Below are 17,925 nucleotides of genomic sequence, written 5' to 3' on the forward strand. Positions count from 1 at the left end.
TCGAGGATAGCTGTTCACCTCTATGAAATGCCCACTACGAAAAGAAGACTCATGCCAATTGGTATCGGACCTTGCAAAAGTGCCATTGCCGATTGCGAAGATCACAGATAGTGCGTGCGAGAATTGCATGGCCTACGGAAAAGAGCAAACGCTCAACAAGGTCACCGTATCGGTGGCGCTGTCAACGCTTCATCGCAACGGATTATTCGATCGGGCCGAGCATGGATACTTGCTCAAAGCGATCGGATCCAGGATCGGAACGGGAAGGATTCTTTCATCCTCGCTTTGGTGGATCGCCAAGCCAGAGGATGGAGCGTGCTACTGTCGAAGTCGCGCCGCGATCATGGACCATTGGGGGGTGGATAAGTGCGAACGAGAAATCGAAACAATCGTTGGGTGGCTCATGGAGGGAGCGGAAATGCACGGAGTGAAATGGGTTCCAAAACCATTGCAAGCTGAGTTAGCCAGGCGGCTAGTTCGTGCGGCGATCAAAAAGGCGAGAAAGTATGAAAAAACCCTTTAGCCAGGCATTTGTTATCAACCTTCCGTTCAAGACAGAGAGGCTCGAGCGCTTCATGCGGTCGGTCCCAGAGTGCATCGGAGGCGTTACACATTGGCCCGCGGTCCATGGTGACACAGTGAAGGCCCCGAGATACTGGAAAGCTGGGAATGGCGCGTGGGGATGCTACAGGTCGCACATGCAAATCCTAGAATATGCGATCGCCAACAAGCTGGAATCCTATGTTGTGTTCGAAGATGACGCGATCTTTTCTCCTGACTTCGAAAACGACATCGCATCGATCATGGAGAACATCCCGAACGACTGGCAGCAACTTTACCTCGGCGGGCAACTTCTGAAAGAGATCAAGCATCCACCCCAGAGGATAAACGACTGGATCTTCATGCCCTTCAATGTCAACCGAACGCATTGTTTCGCCGTCCATTCGAGAGGGTACTTTGACATCTATGACCACCTCATGAGCCTCCCTTTCGCAAAGGAGGAACATATAGACCACCACCTCGGAAGGTTGCATGAGCAAGGGAAATTCGCGGTCTACGCGCCGAAGCGGTGGATAGTTGGCCAGGGCGAAGGATGGAGCAACATTTCGGGCAAGTTCAACAAGCCGACCTATTGGCCAAACCCTGAAGATTGTGCTGTTGATCATCCAATCTTGCTCGACCCGCGATGCGTGTTTCTGGAGGCCCCGATGGAGGTTGCAAAGGAATTGCAGCTTCGCGGATGGCATAAGGGATATTGGCAAAATGACGAAGGTCTGGATCGGGGAGTTTGCGAAGCTGTCGGGCACTTCTACCCCGAGATCCGGCTTCGCGAATGGTTCGAATGGACGCGGAGGGAGGTCGTTCGGGACCAACAGAAAATTCCCTGCCTCTACCATCCTGCGTTGACGTGGGAAAAGGTCCAGAAGTTCAACTTCGCCCGCTGGATCCATGTTGTCGCAGAAACAACCGACGACGCGATTGACGCTCTCGCCCAAGAAAGGGAATTGCAATGCAACTGATCACACTTGCCGAACACATCACCAAGCCAATCGCCAAAATGTGCGTTGATTCGCTCCTGAGGCACAACCCAGGCGCGAAGGTGTTCACCTATGCAACCATTGCGGAACTGCCTGGAGGCGAGGAATTCCTATCGCAGTTCCGAGGACTCAGCACGGTCCATTTCTCCGACGTTTTCCGAGTCTGGTATCTCTATCACTTCGGGGGAGCGTGGATCGATGCAGATTGCTTCCACCTTCGAGAAATGGAGCATGTACCAATGGAGAGAGGACGTGTCGGGTACATCTACCAGGACTACCACTGCCGCGACATTTCCCAGTTCTACATGCAATGCCCCGAGCCTGGGAACCGATTCCTAAAGCTCCTCCTGGATCGCCAATCGCAGCTCGTGAAAGACAAAGGCGCAGCGGGATTGCAGTATCTCGACCTAGGCGAGTGGTCGATCAACCATCTCCGCACGCACTTGGGCGATGACATGCTCCACTTCTCGCCGCATTGGGAGCATCACTACATTGCCTGGTATCGGTCTGGTTATTTCCACCAGACAAGGCACTGGGGGGATTTCCAGTTCGATCGAGGACTCTACAACCCGAACGCTTATTGCTACCACCTCACCAATCGGATCATCTCGGAGTTCGGCCACTTCCCACAAGAAGATTTACTTTTGCATAACTCTTTTTGTGGATTCCTCGCGCGCAGGTCGCTGGGGAATGGCTTCGATGGCTGTAAGGATTCAGCTATCCTAAAAAGGCTGCCGGATGTGCATGGAGCCTACCAGTATTGCGAGGTAGGAGTCTACAAGGGATACAGCACCGCGATCATCGGCCAGCAACGGAACCGCTCGCGCATCACCGCGGTAGACCCATGGCGAAACGTCTCTACCGACGACTACCGACATACTGGCGACTACGTGGCCAACATGTCTGATGCGGACCATGAGCAAGCCTACCAGGAGGCGCAGGCCCACAATTGGTTTCTCCTCTCGCAGAAGCGAATCGATTTCGTCCGGTCGACATCGGTCAAAGCGGCTCCACGGTTCGACAATGGGCACTTCGATATGGTGTTCATCGACGGGGACCACTCCAAGAGAGGATGCGCAGAGGACATCGACGCATGGTGGCCAAAGGTTCGTTCTGGTGGATGGCTCGCGGGGCACGATTACGCCCATCCAGGATTCGCAGGAGGCGTCAAGGAAGCGGTTGACGAGTTCGCCGCGCTCGAGGGTTTGCCGGTAGAACTCGATACCGATTGGACATGGTTTATCCGGAAGCCGTAACTACCAAAATTTACGGTGTCAATCTACCGTCATTTTGGTGTCATTTCTGAAATGATTCTGACGGGGGACTACGGGGGACGTTTGGGGGGCGTCTACCCCGCATTTACCCCGCGTTTTGGTGGAAATCCGGAAAAACTTCGGACAAATACCGGCTATTTTGGCCAGACTCCGGACATTTTCAACGATCCCTAGTTGACGGAAAAAAATCGACACTCGCTTTTCTTTGCTATCTTGCTAAAACGATACTGGGCAGACGGGTAGCTACCGTCGTCACTCTCTTGAAAAACGTTCTCAACCTTACGTGTTTTTAAGAGGGTGGCCCTTTTCTCTGACCAAGGTTGACTCAATGCATTCAGAAGCACAGAAACTAGCCATAGATGGCGTAGAGATGGGTTTTCGAGTAGTTGCTGCTGAACTGAACAAGGTGGCTTTTGCATGTAGCGACAAAGAGATAGCGAAGCGACTTTTATTCAAAGTTGTTTTACAGGATGGTGACTCGATGGAACTCGCTAGAAAGTATGTTTACGGCGCGTTGGTCAGTAATCCTCCGTTCCGACATGCTTTACGCACAAACTACAACACTGGTAATGGATTTTTAGCTCTGTGGTTGGTCGGTTACGTCAACGACATGACAAATCCTCCGCTTTACATCGTTTATGACTCGCTACGGGAATATGGAAAACCCATGATCCCAGATTGTGATTCGGTTATCGATTTCTTGAAGGATCGCAATTTATCGTTCGAAGAATACAAAAGACTAATTTTCGATCCGGTCAAGAAACATCACAGGTCAGTGATCAGAACCATAAAAGAAGCAAAACCCTAGGTTGCACCGAGGTGGCACCAAAACGGCACCACGGTTCTAGTTCTGAACAGGTTATGCACCATTTTACACCGTGGAAAACCTGTGATTTAACAGGGATTTGCCTGTTTTTAGCCGTCCCGAACGCAGCGCTCTACCAGGCTGAGCCACGCCCCGTGTATCAAAATGATCGGCTGTTTTTTGAAATTTGCAAGTAGGGTCGCTGGCTACTTCGCGAGATCTAAGGTACCCAAAAGACCGATCAGTCGCTGGCCCAATTAGCCGACTAAGAACCGCATGAGTTGCTGCTCGACTTCAAAATCCCCTTCGTTGAGGACTTCATGCCGTAACCGGTCCGACGCATGGGCTTGCACAACTCCTGCGGGAACCGAACGGCAAAACCGCGACGTTCCCGCCGGGTCAACACAGCGGTCGATCGTGGAATAAAGACATAACGTTGGCTTCTCCCATTTTCTCTCCATCTCCTGGACAATTCTTGCGCTGCTCAACATGAATCGAGCCAAGTTCCCGCAGATTCTAGAATGAACCCTCGCGTCTCGTCGGTACGCTTCCACCACGTCCGGTCGCGAACATATCCAGTCTGGCCGCAGACCATTCGAAACTGTAAAGGTCGGATGGATCACACCCAATGTTCGAATAAGAAATCGCTCCAGCCGATTCAGTCGAATCTGCAACGCTGGGGACGATAACACGGCCGAGTGGAATCTCTCCGCCAAGCGTCCTATCGACGAATCGGGCACCCTCAGCGCCTCCGCGAAAAACCTAGCAACGAGCAGCCCCCCCAAACTGTGCCCCAGTAGAACGGTCCTCGTGGCGCTCTCTCCCCACTCCCTCGCCTCCAGCAATTCCACCATGTCGGATAACAATTGATCTTCCGATGTGAGCACACCTCGCTTGCCGCTGGATAAACCGTGACCGCGATGATCCCAAGCAAACACCTCCCAGCCCTGCTCTACCCATCGCCTCGCCAGCGCGTCATAGCGACCGCTGTGCTCGCCCAGTCCATGCACCAACAGCAATCTTCCTGCACTCGATGCAGAGGATCTCCCCTGGATGTCGGGCTTCCAAGTCCGACAATAAAGAAGTGCCCCATCTCGAAGCGAAAGGGTCTCCTCGGTGCATCGCATTGTCATTCTTCATTTCACTCTATTCGCGAGGAATGCATCACGGGTTCTGCTGTGCTCGTCCTCAATAGCCCAAGTATACCCATCCTGCCGGTATAATCACTTGAACTACTCCGTCGGTACCTTGGAGCTCTCGGTTGCGTATTTCGGTTTCGGTAATGGTTTGACCGCAGCAACCTCCTCCAATAGAACCTCGACCCCTTTCTCCAGTTGCTTGTCGGTACCTGCTGGAAGCTCTCCCGGCAAAGGCCAAACGACGATGTCAGGCAATGCACCGTTTAACTCCATATCCAGCCCGCTTTCGATCGAAAACCAGCCCCGAAACGGAGCGCGCAGGACACCAACGTCCGTGACTCGAGCGACACCGGTACTTACCACTCCACCCGCTGTCTGAACTCCAACGACTTTTCCTCGCTTCAAAACTTTGATTGCGTGACTAAAGATCTCCGCGTTGCTATAGCTGTTCTGATTGCACAAGACAACGATGGGTTTGGACCATGTCGCGTAAATCATGCGATCATGAGGGTACCCCTCGCCTCCATTTCGCGGGACCGTGATCGCATGCCGCGGCTGTGTGAGTGCGGTAAGCAAATGATCGGTGGTCGATCCACCTCCATTGTCCCGAACATCGATCACAAGACCATCACGGCCATATCCAACGTTATATAGCTGGCGTTCGAATTCGAGAAAGCTGCCGGCGTCCATGGCCCGAATATGGAGATAGCCCAGCTTTCCATTCGAGAGCTTCTCAACCATTTGACGATTGTGTTCCATCCATTGGTCATAGAGCAGCGTTCTTGCTTGCCGATAGGTAATTGGCCTCAGTTGGATCGAAAGGGTTTCCACTGCATCCTGAGCCCGTTTTCGATCAACCGTTAGGTCGATATTGCGATCGACAAACCCGTTGAGCACCAAGCTAAGATCCATGGAAGGGTCGACCTTTTGACCATCAACCATGGTTATGACATCACCCGCCTTGAGCTTGCTCGTCTCCAGATCCCCAGGTCCTCCGGGGAGAACATCGCGGATGCGAAGCCCTGGCCCTTGGAACCCCTCTTCGAATCGAACTCCCAGATGCGCCGTAACGATCGGTGACTTCTCCGCCGATTCCCCTTCCGCCCCAGGCTCCGATAACCCGGTGCCAGGGGTGAATCCAAGGTGAGAGCCATTGAGTTCCCCCAACATTAGCTCCACGATCTCAGCCAATCCTGATTCATCGTAGGCCTGCCCGGCAGCACGCTCGTATTTGCGACGGATCTCGTCCCAGTTCTTATTCCCCATCGCCCGGTCATACCACAGCTCCCCCATGGTTTGCCAAGCGACGTTAAACCCTTCTCGAAGGCGACCGGACCGCGATCGCTCCTGTCGAACGGTGAAGGTGAAATCGGTGAGTTTCTCTCCCCCTTCCAGTTTCGCGGGAACACCTCGATTGTGCCCGAGAATCGCATTGGATGCTTTGGTCCATCGCGCACTGGCCAACGTCGTCGAGCTCATCAACTTGGGCTGCAATTTGTCAGGAAACTCGACACTGTACCATCCCTGTTTATTCTCGACCGACGCAGAGAAAGCGAGCTTCTTTCCATCTGGCGAGAAGAGGAGATTCCCCTCCGAAGTGTCAGGAAGATTGATTCGCCGGATCCGTTCATGGATCTTGTCCAAATCGATTCGAAACTCTTTCGACTCACCCTCTTCTTTGGTCCTCTTGCCCTCTTTGGACACTGCCGCTGGACCGTTCTTTCCATCCGGGTTCGCATCGTCCGACTTGCCTTCCGTCGGTTTGGGATCGTTCGCTTTTCGCTTATTCATCGCCTCCAACGCCTTCTCCAACCGTCTATCCCGCGATGTCTTCTCATCGAGTTCTTCTTGCAGATAAACGTAGAAGACATCTGACTCCTCCGCGAATCTCCGCCCCGTAAACGCTAACAATTTGCCATCGGCTGAAAAAACGGGATTGCGATCGTTATCAGGATGCCGGGAAACGTTTACCGGTGCCGACGATTTGTCCAATGGCATGACAAAGATCTCACTATTGAAATCATTGTCTTGCGTGGCATAGGCAATCCACTTGCTGTCGGGCGAAATCGAGTAATCGACATCACTAAAACCTTGAAGCAGTGTGACGACCTCTTTCGACATCAAGTCCATCGCATGGAGATCACCCCGTCCGGCTTGAAAAAGAAGCTTCTTTCCGTCTGGAGTGAATTGGAGATTCGACTCCGAAGCCGGTGTGTTCGTCAACCTAGTTTCGACAAATGCGCTCTGCTGCCACCAGAAACGATCCGGCTGTTTGGGTTCCGCTTTCCAAATATCGACCTGACCACGTTCGGCTCGAGTGAAGTACAGAGTCTTTGCGTCCATCGCAAAGAGTGGACTCCCCTCGATCGCATCGGTCGCGGTAGCGCGGATCGGCTCGCGCAACTCGGTATCCATTACCCAAAGATCACCGCCTGCCGCTAACGCTATATCCAGTCCATCGTCGGAAAAAGCGACCGCATCGGCTTTCGAAAGACTTGCAAAAAGCTTGTCATCTCGAAGTCCCGTGTCCGTATTGATTCGAATCTCAATCTTTTTCGGTGCATCGTCTTGTTGCGGAATCACCGAATAGAGATCAAAGAGGTGGCGGAAGACGAGGGTTGACCCATCGCGTGATAACGTCGGCTTGACAATCGAGTCTTCATCGAAACCCGCAATTTGTTTCTGTTTTGGTGATTTACCCTCCTCTTTGGGAAAACGATAACGCCAGAGATCGAATCCCGACTCGTCTCCTTTGGTGAAGTAGAATCCAGTGTCATTTGGCATCCACAATGGCCACATGCACTCGACTCCTTCGTGAAGCAGTTCCGTCGTCTTTTTCGACTCCAAATCCAGGTTCCAAATCTGAGAGGCGCGTTCACCGTGGTAACCTTTACGCCACCAGCGTTCCCCTTCGCGAGTGAATAGGACTCGCTTCCCGTCGTGAGAGAGTGACGCAAAGATCGCGGTATCGTCGAGGAGAACCTGGTCCGCCTTTCGCTCTTCTAAGGACACCTTTAGGAGACGCTGCCCTCCCCTCCAGTAGTGATCGCGTTGCCCAATCGCCAAAACGCTTTTTCCATCCGGAAACCAATCCGCGATCGAGTAGCCTTCGGTGTGGAAAGTTTTTTGAATCGGAACGCCACCTCGAGCGTCCATGACATGAATCTGGTTGGAACCCGATCGATCGCTGACGAACGCAATCTTCGAGCCGTCGGGTGAAAACTTCGGCTGCGAATCGACAGCCGGGTGGTTGGTCAAGCGAGTCGCATCCCCTCCCGTCGTGGGCACTGTCCAAATCTCGTTTGCCCACCGAAACGCCAATATCTTGCCGTCCGGAGACAACGCCGGGTCGGTGGCCATTTGTATGGCTACAGCCTCGTCACCTAAAGACAAGCCTGGGGAACCAGCTGTGAAAAAGATGGCAATAGGCAAACCAAAAAGCAAAATCCGAGAACGCAGGGACGGAGACGCGAACAGCATGGAATAATGTTCCAACTGGAGGATGGGGATGACAAAGCAGTGTTGGAGAGGATTGGGGGGAAGCTCTATATTGGTCCATCTCGTCGCCGATAGCAAGACTTGCGATTCCCGGAATGGAGGGGGTCGAACCCATTTTTAATCCTGTCAACTTTTCCGATTTCAAGAGGAGACCGCCGCGTGCCCACCACGGATCCCGCCACCCTCGTTGAAGCGCTCTTTGTTAGCGATTTTCGCAGGATTTATTCGACGTTGGCCAAACTGCTCGGCGACTGGGATCTGGCCGAAGAGTCAACCCATGAAGCGTTTGCAATCGCTGTCGAACAGTGGCGAATTCATGGCATACCTTCCAAACCCGTATCGTGGCTGATTTCCACCGGTCGTTTCAGAGCGATTGATCTGTTGCGGGCGAAAGGGCGACTGAACAAACATGCGGAGCACATTGCTCGTCGAATCGAGACCATCGAGCAGGGGAATCAAGGGAAAGGGGATCACGATGTTGAAGACGATCGCCTCCGGTTGATTTTCGCCTGCTGCCACCCATCGATCGATTTCCAAGTTCAAGTACCGTTGACGCTCCGAGAAGTTTGCGGATTGACGACCGAGGAGATTGCAAGCGCTTTTCTCGTCCCCACGCCAACTATGGCGCAGCGAATTGTTCGGGGAAAAAAGAAGATCCAGGCGGCCCGAATTCCCATCGACATTCCATCGGAAGAGGAATTGCCCGACAGGCTACATGCCGTTCTATCTGTTGTATATTTGGTTTACAACGAAGGGTACTCAGCGAGCGGTGGCGACACGGCCGTGCGGAGTGACTTAACCCAGGAAGCGATTCGACTGTGTCGATTGATTGTGGAGTTGCTACCCGACCCAGAAGCCATGGGGCTCCTCGCGCTCATGTTGCTTCAAGAATCTAGACGCGCAACCCGGGTCGACGCCAACGGTGACATCGTGTTACTGGAAGAGCAAGATCGTTCGCAATGGGATCAGCGTTTGATCCAAGAAGGCATGGCTTGGATCCAGCTCGCTACCCAACAGCGAAAGCTCGGCCCTTTTCAAGCTCACGCGTGGATCGGGTCCTTCCACGCAACAGCCAGCCATGCGACCGAGACGAAATGGTCGGAGATTATCCGATGGTACGGCATTTTGCAGGCGATCTCGCCGTCGCCTGTGGTGGAGCTGAACCGGGCGGTTGCCGTCGCGATGCGCGACGGTCCGGAGACCGGCCTAGCACTGATCGAAAAGTTGATGAGCACAGGGGTATTGAAGGATTACCACTTGATCCACGCAGCCCGCGCCGACCTCTATCGGCGTCTGGGAGCGTGGAGCGAAGCACGCGAGTGTTACGAGAACGCGATTTCGCTGTGCAATCAATCCGCCGAGAAACGATTCCTAGCAAGGAGGCTTCTCGAAATCTCCGCCTGCCAAAAAGGTCGATGAAATCCGACTACGGCTTGTCGAATCAACGCCGCGAGGGTCGACCAAGTCAGTCTGAAGTTATGATTTTCTGTTTCTAAGGGGATGCACAATGAAGTACATGTTGTTGATTTACAGCGAAGAAGGCGGCTGGACTGACCAGGAACGAGAAGCCTGCATGGTGGAGTCGATGAAGATCTGCGACGAACTGGCTTCGCAAGGAAAATTCATTGACGCCTCCCCACTCGAATCGGTGGCGACGGCTACGTCGGTTCAGATTCGAAATGGCAAACGGATCTTGATGGATGGACCGTTCGCAGAGACTCGAGAGCAGTTGGGAGGTTTCTACATCATCGATGTCGAAAATTTGGACGAAGCCATCGCGATTGCATCCCGTCTACCACCCGCGTCGAGGGGAACGGTCGAAGTCCGCCCACTCTTTAGTCTCGAGCACTTGCGAGGCTCGATTCCACCCCCTGTCCGGACAACGCCCTCATTGACTCCGTATCTGTTTTTTTCTGGTCGATGCGACGAGGCGATCCAATACTATCGTACGCATCTGGATGGGGAATTGCAGATGCTGATGCGGTTCTCGGAGAGCCCCGATCCGGTACCAGAGGGGATGCTACCACCGGGATTTGAGACCAAGGTGATGCATGCGTCGATGACGGTTGCCGGAATCCCTCTCATGCTTTCGGACGGGTGCGAAGAACAGGCTCAGTTTCGCGGTTTTCGGCTCGCTCTCACAGTGCCGGACAGCCCCACGGCGCATCGGTACTTCGCCGCCCTAGCCGATGGAGGGGCCATCGACATGCCCCTGACGAAGACCTTTTGGTCACCCTGCTATGGCATGGTTACAGACCGCTTCGGGGTGGAATGGATGGTCATGGTTGTAGAGAACTAACGGAAGTTGACGTTGAGTCCCATAACGCGTTCTTTGACGATCGAAGCAGCCCATTAAAACTTCGTCGTGCAACCGCTTCCGTTTTGCCTCATTTCGGTTGCACGCATGCCCGACAACTACCGTTGACATTAAAAATGGCTGCCCCTGCCAATGCGTCGATAGATTCAATCGTGGGGTATTCGTTATGGCATCGCTTTCGAGCTTTTTCTCTAGTTCTACTTCAACCCAGGCCAGTTTACCGCACGAGGCGTCGCGGTTGCGTGAGGAATGCAATCGACTGCAAGCAACGATCGATGGTATTTCGAATTCGACGGCGATGATCGAGTTCTCGCCAGAAGGTATCATCCAGGCGGCAAACTCCAAGTTCCTTCAAACGATGGGATACACCTCGACGGAGATCGTTGGACAGCACCATCGCATCTTTGTTGATGGCGATTTTGCACGCAGTAGCGATTACAGAACTTTCTGGCATCGCCTTGCTTCCGGTGAGCATTTCGAAGGGCAGTTCTGCAGGCAAGCTAAGGGAGGCCGTGAGGTTTGGATTCGTGCAACGTACAATCCCATTCGAAATCAGGATGGGATCATCGATCGCATCGTCAAACTCGGCACTGATATCACCGACCAGAAGCTTCGCGAAGCCGAATTAGGTAGCCAAATCGAAGCGGCCAGTCGCTCCTTTGCCATCATCGAATTTGACTTGGACGGAACGATTCTACGTGCGAATGACAACTTTCTCCAAGCGATGCAGTACAGCTTGTCGGAGATCCAAGGGAAACATCACCGCATTTTCGTCGATCCAGCCGAGCATCACACAGCAGCGTATACCGAGTTTTGGCAGGCCTTGAGACGAGGCGATTTCCAAGCGGGAGAGTTCAAACGGTTTACTAAATCCGGAAAGCCCGTGTGGATTCAGGCCTCCTACAATCCCATGTTTGATAGCCGGGGCCGAGTGATGCGAGTCATCAAATATGCCGTGGACGTAACGTCTGCAGCAATGCGCCGAGTCAAAGCGAATGAGATCAGTGAAGTCATTTCGGACAACACGTCTCAGTTCACCCAAACCATCAATGAGATTTCGCACGGCGTCAATCGCACAGCGACGTTATCGCAGGAAGCGAAGGGACTTACCGACAACACCAAAATCGTTGTCAACCGGCTGGACGATTCAAGTCGAATCATTGGCAAGGTGATCGAGGTCATTCAAGAATTGGCAGATCAAACGAATTTGCTCGCACTGAATGCAACGATTGAATCGGCCAGGGCGGGAGAAGCAGGACGTGGCTTTGCAGTCGTGGCGAGCGCGGTCAAAGAACTGGCCAAGCAAACCGGCAACGCTACGAAGGATATAGCTTCTACAGTTGGAGAAATCCAACGAAACATTCAGGAAGTGGTCCATTCAACCGATGGTATCTCGAAGAGTATCTCCGAGGTCAGCGCCAGCATGTCGCAGATCGCCGCAGCCATCGAAGAGCAGTCGGTCACCATGCGATCGATCAGTCATACCGCGGACGAGTTACGAGAGCTGAGTACGACTTAGTTGCCCCAAACATCGGAAGTGAACCGAAACACCATGAGCGCACTGGTTTCAAATCCCGCATTGAGAGTCCTGCTGCGCGGTGTTTTGGTTTGGTCTCCACTTTGGATCTTCACGACCTGCCTTTTCGCAGCGATGGGGATAACGTATGCGTTCTTTCTCAAGTCGGATACGTACATAGCATCGCAGGCGCTGTTGGTTCGAGATGAAGCCAACGGCGCTGTGATGCGGCTCGGACGTTTTCAAAGTCAAGCGGAGATGAAGGCGGCTCAGGAAACCATCCTCGAAATGGCAAAGAGTCACCAAGTAGTGCGCGACGCTCTGCTGGTTGTTGGAAAGCCTCCGTCGCTGGTGAACTGGTTTGGAATGTCCGACTTTGAAGGAGACTATCCGAGCAACGACTTGGTCGAAGAAACCGCGAAGCAGGCCATCCTGATTCATGCGCCGAAAGGGGTCGAATTCGGAGCAACCGAAGTGATCTACTTGGATATCAAGGCGTCGACTACAGAGCACGCACTTCAACTCAATCGCGCTCTGTGCGATGCGCTGGAGTCCCGCTTGCAGCAACTTCGAAAGCTGCGAGCCGACAGCGTCATCGACGAACTCGTATTTGCTCGCGATGCAGCACGCGCCGCCTTGATGGAGTGCACGCATGATCTGAATGAAATCGAGCAACGGGCCGGTGCGGATCTAGCGGACCTTCGCGGCATGACCGACGCGATCGGCTCTGGCTCCACGTCCAAGGTGGAGTTGGAACAGATCAAAATTGAAATTCGTCAAATCGAAACCGCTCGTCAATCGCTTCTCTCCGATCGAGAGATGCTTGAGAAGGCGAGCCGCGATCCGTCCAGTTTCGTCGTCGCCCCTGCAAGCTTTCTCAACTCGCACCCAGGCCTAAGGCGTTTGAGAGAAGGCCTGGTGGATGCACAAATCGCGGATGCCAATATCCGGGGAAAATTCACGGAGGAACATCCTGTCGTGATTGCATCCCGTTCCGCGCAAGAATCGATCTTGGAGCGATTCCACGAAGAGTTGAAGGCATCCTTTTCTAGTATCGACTCGGATATTGCGTTGCACGACAGACGCTTGGAGCGAATGCAGGAACAAAAGAGAAGTATCGAAAGTCGACTGCAGAACTTGGCAAAGGACCGAGCGCACTACGCAAATCTCATTGCCGAGGTAAAGTCGCGAACCGCCATAGTCGAATCCGCGGAACGCGAGCTGGCGGAAGCTCAGGCCGCTCGCGATTCCTCGCTGGCAACCAGTCTGCTCACGCGCTTGGATACACCGATCGTAAGTGACAAACCCATCGGTCCGGGCAAGACAACTCTATCGGGAATGTGCGCCATCGCAGGCCTCGTTTTTGGCTTGGGGATTGTATTTGCCATCACCCCGATCGATTTCGGTCCTACTTATGGACGACGCGCTGTGGACCGAGTCAGCGGAAGGCGAGCCATGGACAACGACGAGCCGAAACGATCCGTTGAAGCGACTGCAGAGGCGTCCGCCACACCCCCGATCGCCACAGCAGAGAAAATCGATGACGCGATTCGAGAGATAGCCATGATGAAGGGGACGCAACCGGCAACAAGAGAGGAAGAGGATGCGGTTCAGAGCAAAGTTCAAGAACTGAAGTCGCTCCTTCAATCTCAAGGACAGGATGCGGATACCGAAATCCTCCAACGGTACGGCTGGACCAAACCACGGCCGTCCAAGCTTTAAGCAAGGAACGGCCCAAGCGTCTCGTCGCACCTCTTTCGCGTGGGGACTTGCCTCGCTTCCTAACGTCTCAATGCCGCAGGTTTCTCTTCTGCAACCTGGATCGTTGGCACATAGCCGAGGAAGCAGAGGAGATCTCGAATTTCGGATGGCGTCAAATTGTCGAGCAGTCCCGAGGGCATAACCGAAACCTTGCTAGGCAAGATTTCTTCGACCTCCGACTCATTCACGCTCACTTCTTTGTCCTGATTAACACGGACCAAATAACCGTTTGGCGTCTTTACCAGGATGCCAACGTGTACTTCACCCGACGTCGTGAGCACCTTCTTTGTCGCGTACTGATCGCTGATGACATGGGATGGATACAACGTCGATTCTAGGAATTCACTCTTCGTGAACCGCTTGGAAATACTGCTCAAATCAGGACCAAAGCCTTTGCCTTTTCCATTCATCTTATGGCAGGAACTGCATTGGGCTTTGTTGAAGACAAGCGCACCGTTATCGATCGCCCCGGCCTTGCCCTGGTCGCCACTCAAGAATTGCTCGAGGAACTCCATGGACCAACGAGGCCGTTCCGTTTCACCGGGCAAGGCTGCAGGAGGCTTGTCCGGGTAATGGACTTCGTACCAACGCTGCCAATTGGACATGGCATCGGCGGGCTTGTCGGCAGAAGCGATAATCTGTTCGCCCGTCCAATATTGGAGTAGGTCGACGATGGGCTTGGTACTTTGACCTGCCTCGGCTAATCGACAACCTTGCAAGATCGCTTGTCGAATCGCATCGGACTCGTCGGTTGCGACATCGATTTTTACCAGCGCTGCGCAGACATCAGGAATAGCGAAGAGATCCAAGATCCCAATGCTCCGCACCAAGTAATCCCAGTTCTTCTCATCGGGCTTTTGCGCCATCGCTAGAGCGATCGTGGCACGGCGATCAGGACTCTTTCTCCAGCGATCGCGAAGATGCTCTTGTGCTACTTCGCTCGTTTGCCCGGAGAGAATCGCAGTTATTCCAGTCTTCAATCGCTTGAACACATCCTCCTCGAGTCCTCCTCGATCGATCTGAGAATCCAACTTTACAAGTTGATCGATCGTGGCCGCGTCCAACTCCGACGGCAATTTCAGTAGGGCAGCAAGTGCTGCGTTGGGATACTGTTCTCCTAAGCTGAGGATTCGTAGCGATTCCTCTTCTGTTAGGAACTCCGACAGCGAGTGAGACGTCCTCATTACATACAGTTGATAGGAACCGCCTCCATCGATTTTTTGGGCAGACTCCAAGAACTGAAGCAAGGCCATACGCTCTTTGGACGTCCACTCATGCTTCATCATCGGAAGATGCATCGCAATGAGCACTCTTTCCGGCATGCTGGTATCGGTCTGCAGATATTTGATGGCTGGTGCGACCAGATCGCATTGCAAGTAGGTTCCAAGACGAATCAATTCCGCGTTGATGGTTCCGTTGCCAGCAGGGAATTCCCGTTCTACAAACCCAGCCCACTTCGTCAACGAACTCTTGTCCAGTTTGGATCGATGCAATGCCACCTGCATGACGCGAAGCAAATCCACAAAGTCCGCGTCGCTCACGAACCCTTCGCTCGCTCGACTCAACGCATCGAATACAGCATCAGCGTTCTCTTTCGACGGTTGGGTGGAGATCAAGACGAGAGCAGCATTGATAACAAGTCGGTTGGAGGCGCTCGCCAAGAACTCATCCTTCCAATCCGAACTAGGCACCAGCGCGAGGACTCGACGCGCGAGAAATCGCTCGTCTCGGTTCTCGCTTTGCAACATCTTCATCAATGCGGCGGGGTCGCAAATGACACCAATTCGAAGTATCGATTCGCAGGCCGCCTGCCGTACCATAGTGGATGGATCGGCCAGCAATTCGACGAGTCGTTCCGCGACGGTACTATCCGAGTGGAGCCCCAGCAATTGCACACATCTTGCTCGAAAGGGTTCGCTCGTCGAATTGCTCAGTTCGATCAACATCTCCGGCGTAGGCACGGGCCCTAGCATTTGCATCAAATCAAGTGCTTGAATTCGGTAACGAGCCGGATTGTCGCTGCTGTAGGCTACTCCCGCGACCAATTCCCCCCACTCGTCTCCAATCTCCTTTTTCGTCAACGCGGCCGCTTGCCGACCGAATGCAGAATGGAGTTGAGGGATGCGAACCGCTTTGGTGATCCCTTCACCCAAATCGGTCACTTGGCGTGGCACCTCGCCATTCCATTGCACACAGTAAATACCACCGTCGGTCCCCCGACCTCCCGTACAGAAATAAAGCCAACCATCCGGTCCGACTTCAAGATCGGTTACGTTCATCGGGGTTCCCGATACGAACTCCTCCATCTTGGCTTTGCTTGAGTCTTGTTCGACGTTGTACAGCAGAATTCGTCCTTCCGACCAATCCGCTAAGAACAACGCTCGGTGAAATCGACTTGGGTATTTAAAGTGGTTGTAGAAAGCCATTCCGGTCGGCGAACCGCGTCCGGACGAGGCAAGGGATGGCAAACGGTCCAGATAATATTCAGGCCAATTGGCCCACCCACTTCGCCAACCATATTCTCCTCCTTCGACGACGCGAAAGAGACTGGTGTCCCGGTGCCAAACGGCACCGATATCGGCTTCCATGTCGGAATCGTGGACATAGAGTCCCCCGTACGGATGAAATGCCAAATCGTAAGCATTGCGCAAACCACCTGCGACGATCGTCGTTTTCTTCGCGAGAAGATCGTACCGCAACACCGTACCGCCGGGAGCCTTCACTCCCTCGGCGTGCCCACCTGGATCCTCGAACCGAGGTTGCACCAAATCCCCCTCGTAGGGCTTGGTGTAGGTGCTTTCCTCTGGCCAAGGTGCATCGAGTTGTGAGTGGTTTCCAACGACGAGGTATATCGATCCGTCCGGTCCGAACGTCATTTGATGAGGACCATGCTCCCCGGCAACACCTTTGAAAGCAGTCAACAATTCCGCCTTCTCCAGTTCTCCGTTCCGATCGCTGTCGATCAATCTGTATAACCCAGAGCCCTCGGAGCCATCTCCCGTGACGTAGACATCACCATTCAGCGCCAAAACTCCTTGGATGTTCTTCACCAACTCGCAATAGACCCTGGTTTTGTCGTAGGATCCATCTTTGTTCGAGTCGTAAAGTAACAGCAGAGGACCACCTTCTTGCGAGGCGATGATATGGCCGAACTCATTGAACGTCATCGCAACAATCGAACCTACCTCCTTGTTTCCAAAAACCTCTTTCACAACGAATCCAGGCTTGGTAGTGAAACGCTCGGGAGGAGGAGGCCCTTTCGACGAATCGTAATCCGCCAATGAAGCCTTGATCGGAGGCGATTTGCTCGTCGCAGTCTTCGCGTCATCCGCGGGGGCGAAAGGTTGGGGGGCCGCTTTGGAGATGGAATTCGAATCAGCAGACACGGAATCTACCATCGAATTGGCAGCGATTTCCGAGTCCGTCTCCTCATAGCGAGAGAGCGCGAGCGGCCATTTCGAATCATCGTAGCGAAGCTGCTGCCACCCCTGCGAAGCGGAACCGGTCGCTTTCCACTGGGAATCGCTGACTACAATTCGCCATTTTTGATTGACGGGTTTGAAGAAGAATGCGAACGAAAGCGAGGGCTGGGACGGAACTCGGTGACTGGCTCGGATCGCGATAATGTTCTTCCCCGGACGAGCGGTCGCAGTGACATCAACCTTCTCCCGCTGTCCTGGCGTCTTCGCCGATCCGATGCGAAGTCCATTGAGGTATATCTCGCAAGTCTGAGACGCTTCGAACTCGATATGTGCACGCTCAATGGTAGGAAGATCCAATTCCTTTCGAAAATAAGCCTCCCCTCGACCGTTCGAATTGGCTGCCCAAATCGGCTCTCGCTCGGTTTTACCGTTCGGCGATGGCGGGACATTGACCTGACCAGCAGGGCTAGAAGCCGCCGGCGCAGAGGTCGGGCGCTTGAGTCCCGGTATCTGAAATTGGCCGAGGACCGGAGAGACCGATGAAAACACCGCTATCAAGAGCGCCGCAGTTGGGATCGTTCGCGACGTCCCGATACAGTTTGGTCGTGATTCTCTGAACATCTTGCTTCCATCCTTGGAATGTCTGCCCCTGTGG

Annotated in this window: 12 protein-coding genes; 9 read left to right on the forward strand and 3 right to left on the reverse strand. The window is 53.6% G+C overall.

The annotated features are described in order from the left end of the window. The first annotated feature begins 22 nt into the window (after positions 1–22). The 5 genes from VN12_RS04160 (at position 23) to VN12_RS04175 (ending at position 3,620) form a co-directional block, all read left to right on the forward strand. On the forward strand, positions 23–523 hold the full coding sequence (locus VN12_RS04160; RefSeq protein WP_146675640.1) for a hypothetical protein: 501 nt from the start codon (positions 23–25) through the stop codon (positions 521–523). Between the two features lie 52 nt (positions 524–575). After that, a complete protein-coding gene (locus tag VN12_RS04165; protein ID WP_256388134.1) occupies positions 576–1,520 on the forward strand; it encodes a glycosyltransferase family 25 protein in 945 nt (314 codons plus the stop codon). Beyond that, positions 1,511–2,794, forward strand: coding sequence for a class I SAM-dependent methyltransferase (locus VN12_RS04170; protein WP_146675642.1), 1,284 nt, complete (start codon positions 1,511–1,513; stop codon positions 2,792–2,794). Before VN12_RS04165 ends, VN12_RS04170 begins: the two co-directional genes overlap by 10 nt. Before the next feature lie 15 nt (positions 2,795–2,809). Continuing rightward, positions 2,810–2,986 (forward strand): hypothetical protein, encoded by a 177-nt coding sequence (locus tag VN12_RS25675; RefSeq protein ID WP_168164209.1) that lies wholly within the window; start codon positions 2,810–2,812, stop codon positions 2,984–2,986. A gap of 154 nt (positions 2,987–3,140) precedes the next feature. Continuing rightward, the gene (locus tag VN12_RS04175; protein WP_146675643.1) at positions 3,141–3,620 is read left to right on the forward strand and encodes a hypothetical protein; all 480 of its coding nucleotides are present in this window, start codon (positions 3,141–3,143) and stop codon (positions 3,618–3,620) included. Positions 3,621–3,874: 254 nt separating this feature from the next. Here the strand turns inward: VN12_RS04175 and VN12_RS04180 are convergent, their stop codons facing one another. Next, positions 3,875–4,750 (reverse strand): alpha/beta fold hydrolase, encoded by an 876-nt coding sequence (locus VN12_RS04180; RefSeq protein WP_146675644.1) that lies wholly within the window; start codon positions 4,748–4,750, stop codon positions 3,875–3,877. A 99-nt stretch (positions 4,751–4,849) separates the two neighbouring features. Continuing rightward, on the reverse strand, positions 4,850–8,116 hold the full coding sequence (locus VN12_RS04185) for a S41 family peptidase (protein WP_205855181.1): 3,267 nt from the start codon (positions 8,114–8,116) through the stop codon (positions 4,850–4,852). 297 nt (positions 8,117–8,413) lie between these two features. Here VN12_RS04185 and VN12_RS04190 point away from each other — a divergent pair, with 297 nt between their 5' ends. The 4 genes from VN12_RS04190 (at position 8,414) to VN12_RS04210 (ending at position 13,809) form a co-directional block, all read left to right on the forward strand. Continuing rightward, positions 8,414–9,673, forward strand: a complete 1,260-nt coding sequence (locus VN12_RS04190) for an RNA polymerase sigma factor (protein ID WP_146675646.1) — start codon at positions 8,414–8,416, stop codon at positions 9,671–9,673. Between the two features lie 88 nt (positions 9,674–9,761). Next, positions 9,762–10,553, forward strand: coding sequence for a YciI family protein (locus tag VN12_RS26385; RefSeq protein ID WP_240491318.1), 792 nt, complete (start codon positions 9,762–9,764; stop codon positions 10,551–10,553). A 184-nt stretch (positions 10,554–10,737) separates the two neighbouring features. After that, positions 10,738–12,090 carry a PAS domain-containing methyl-accepting chemotaxis protein gene (locus tag VN12_RS26700; RefSeq protein WP_146675647.1) on the forward strand — a complete coding sequence of 451 codons (1,353 nt, stop codon included), beginning with the start codon at positions 10,738–10,740 and terminating at the stop codon, positions 12,088–12,090. Positions 12,091–12,123: 33 nt separating this feature from the next. Continuing rightward, positions 12,124–13,809 carry a hypothetical protein gene (locus VN12_RS04210; RefSeq protein ID WP_146675648.1) on the forward strand — a complete coding sequence of 562 codons (1,686 nt, stop codon included), beginning with the start codon at positions 12,124–12,126 and terminating at the stop codon, positions 13,807–13,809. A 59-nt stretch (positions 13,810–13,868) separates the two neighbouring features. Here VN12_RS04210 and VN12_RS04215 read toward each other — a convergent pair whose 3' ends face one another. Next, entirely contained in the window at positions 13,869–17,891 is a 4,023-nt protein-coding gene (locus VN12_RS04215) for a HEAT repeat domain-containing protein (protein WP_146675649.1), read from the reverse strand. Positions 17,892–17,925: the final 34 nt, after the last annotated feature.

The organism is Pirellula sp. SH-Sr6A, assembly GCF_001610875.1.
GTDB lineage: Bacteria > Planctomycetota > Planctomycetia > Pirellulales > Pirellulaceae > JBKCUI01.

Coding starts and splice junctions, on each gene's coding strand:
- VN12_RS04160 (WP_146675640.1), top strand. CDS start 23: ATGAAATGCCCACTACGAAAAGAAGACTCATGCCAATTGGTATCGGAC.
- VN12_RS04165 (WP_256388134.1), top strand. CDS start 576: ATGCGGTCGGTCCCAGAGTGCATCGGAGGCGTTACACATTGGCCCGCG.
- VN12_RS04170 (WP_146675642.1), top strand. CDS start 1,511: ATGCAACTGATCACACTTGCCGAACACATCACCAAGCCAATCGCCAAA.
- VN12_RS04175 (WP_146675643.1), top strand. CDS start 3,141: ATGCATTCAGAAGCACAGAAACTAGCCATAGATGGCGTAGAGATGGGT.
- VN12_RS04180 (WP_146675644.1), bottom strand. CDS start 4,750: ATGACAATGCGATGCACCGAGGAGACCCTTTCGCTTCGAGATGGGGCA.
- VN12_RS04185 (WP_205855181.1), bottom strand. CDS start 8,116: ATGGCCACCGACCCGGCGTTGTCTCCGGACGGCAAGATATTGGCGTTT.
- VN12_RS26385 (WP_240491318.1), top strand. CDS start 9,762: ATGAAGTACATGTTGTTGATTTACAGCGAAGAAGGCGGCTGGACTGAC.
- VN12_RS26700 (WP_146675647.1), top strand. CDS start 10,738: ATGGCATCGCTTTCGAGCTTTTTCTCTAGTTCTACTTCAACCCAGGCC.
- VN12_RS04210 (WP_146675648.1), top strand. CDS start 12,124: ATGAGCGCACTGGTTTCAAATCCCGCATTGAGAGTCCTGCTGCGCGGT.
- VN12_RS04215 (WP_146675649.1), bottom strand. CDS start 17,891: ATGTTCAGAGAATCACGACCAAACTGTATCGGGACGTCGCGAACGATC.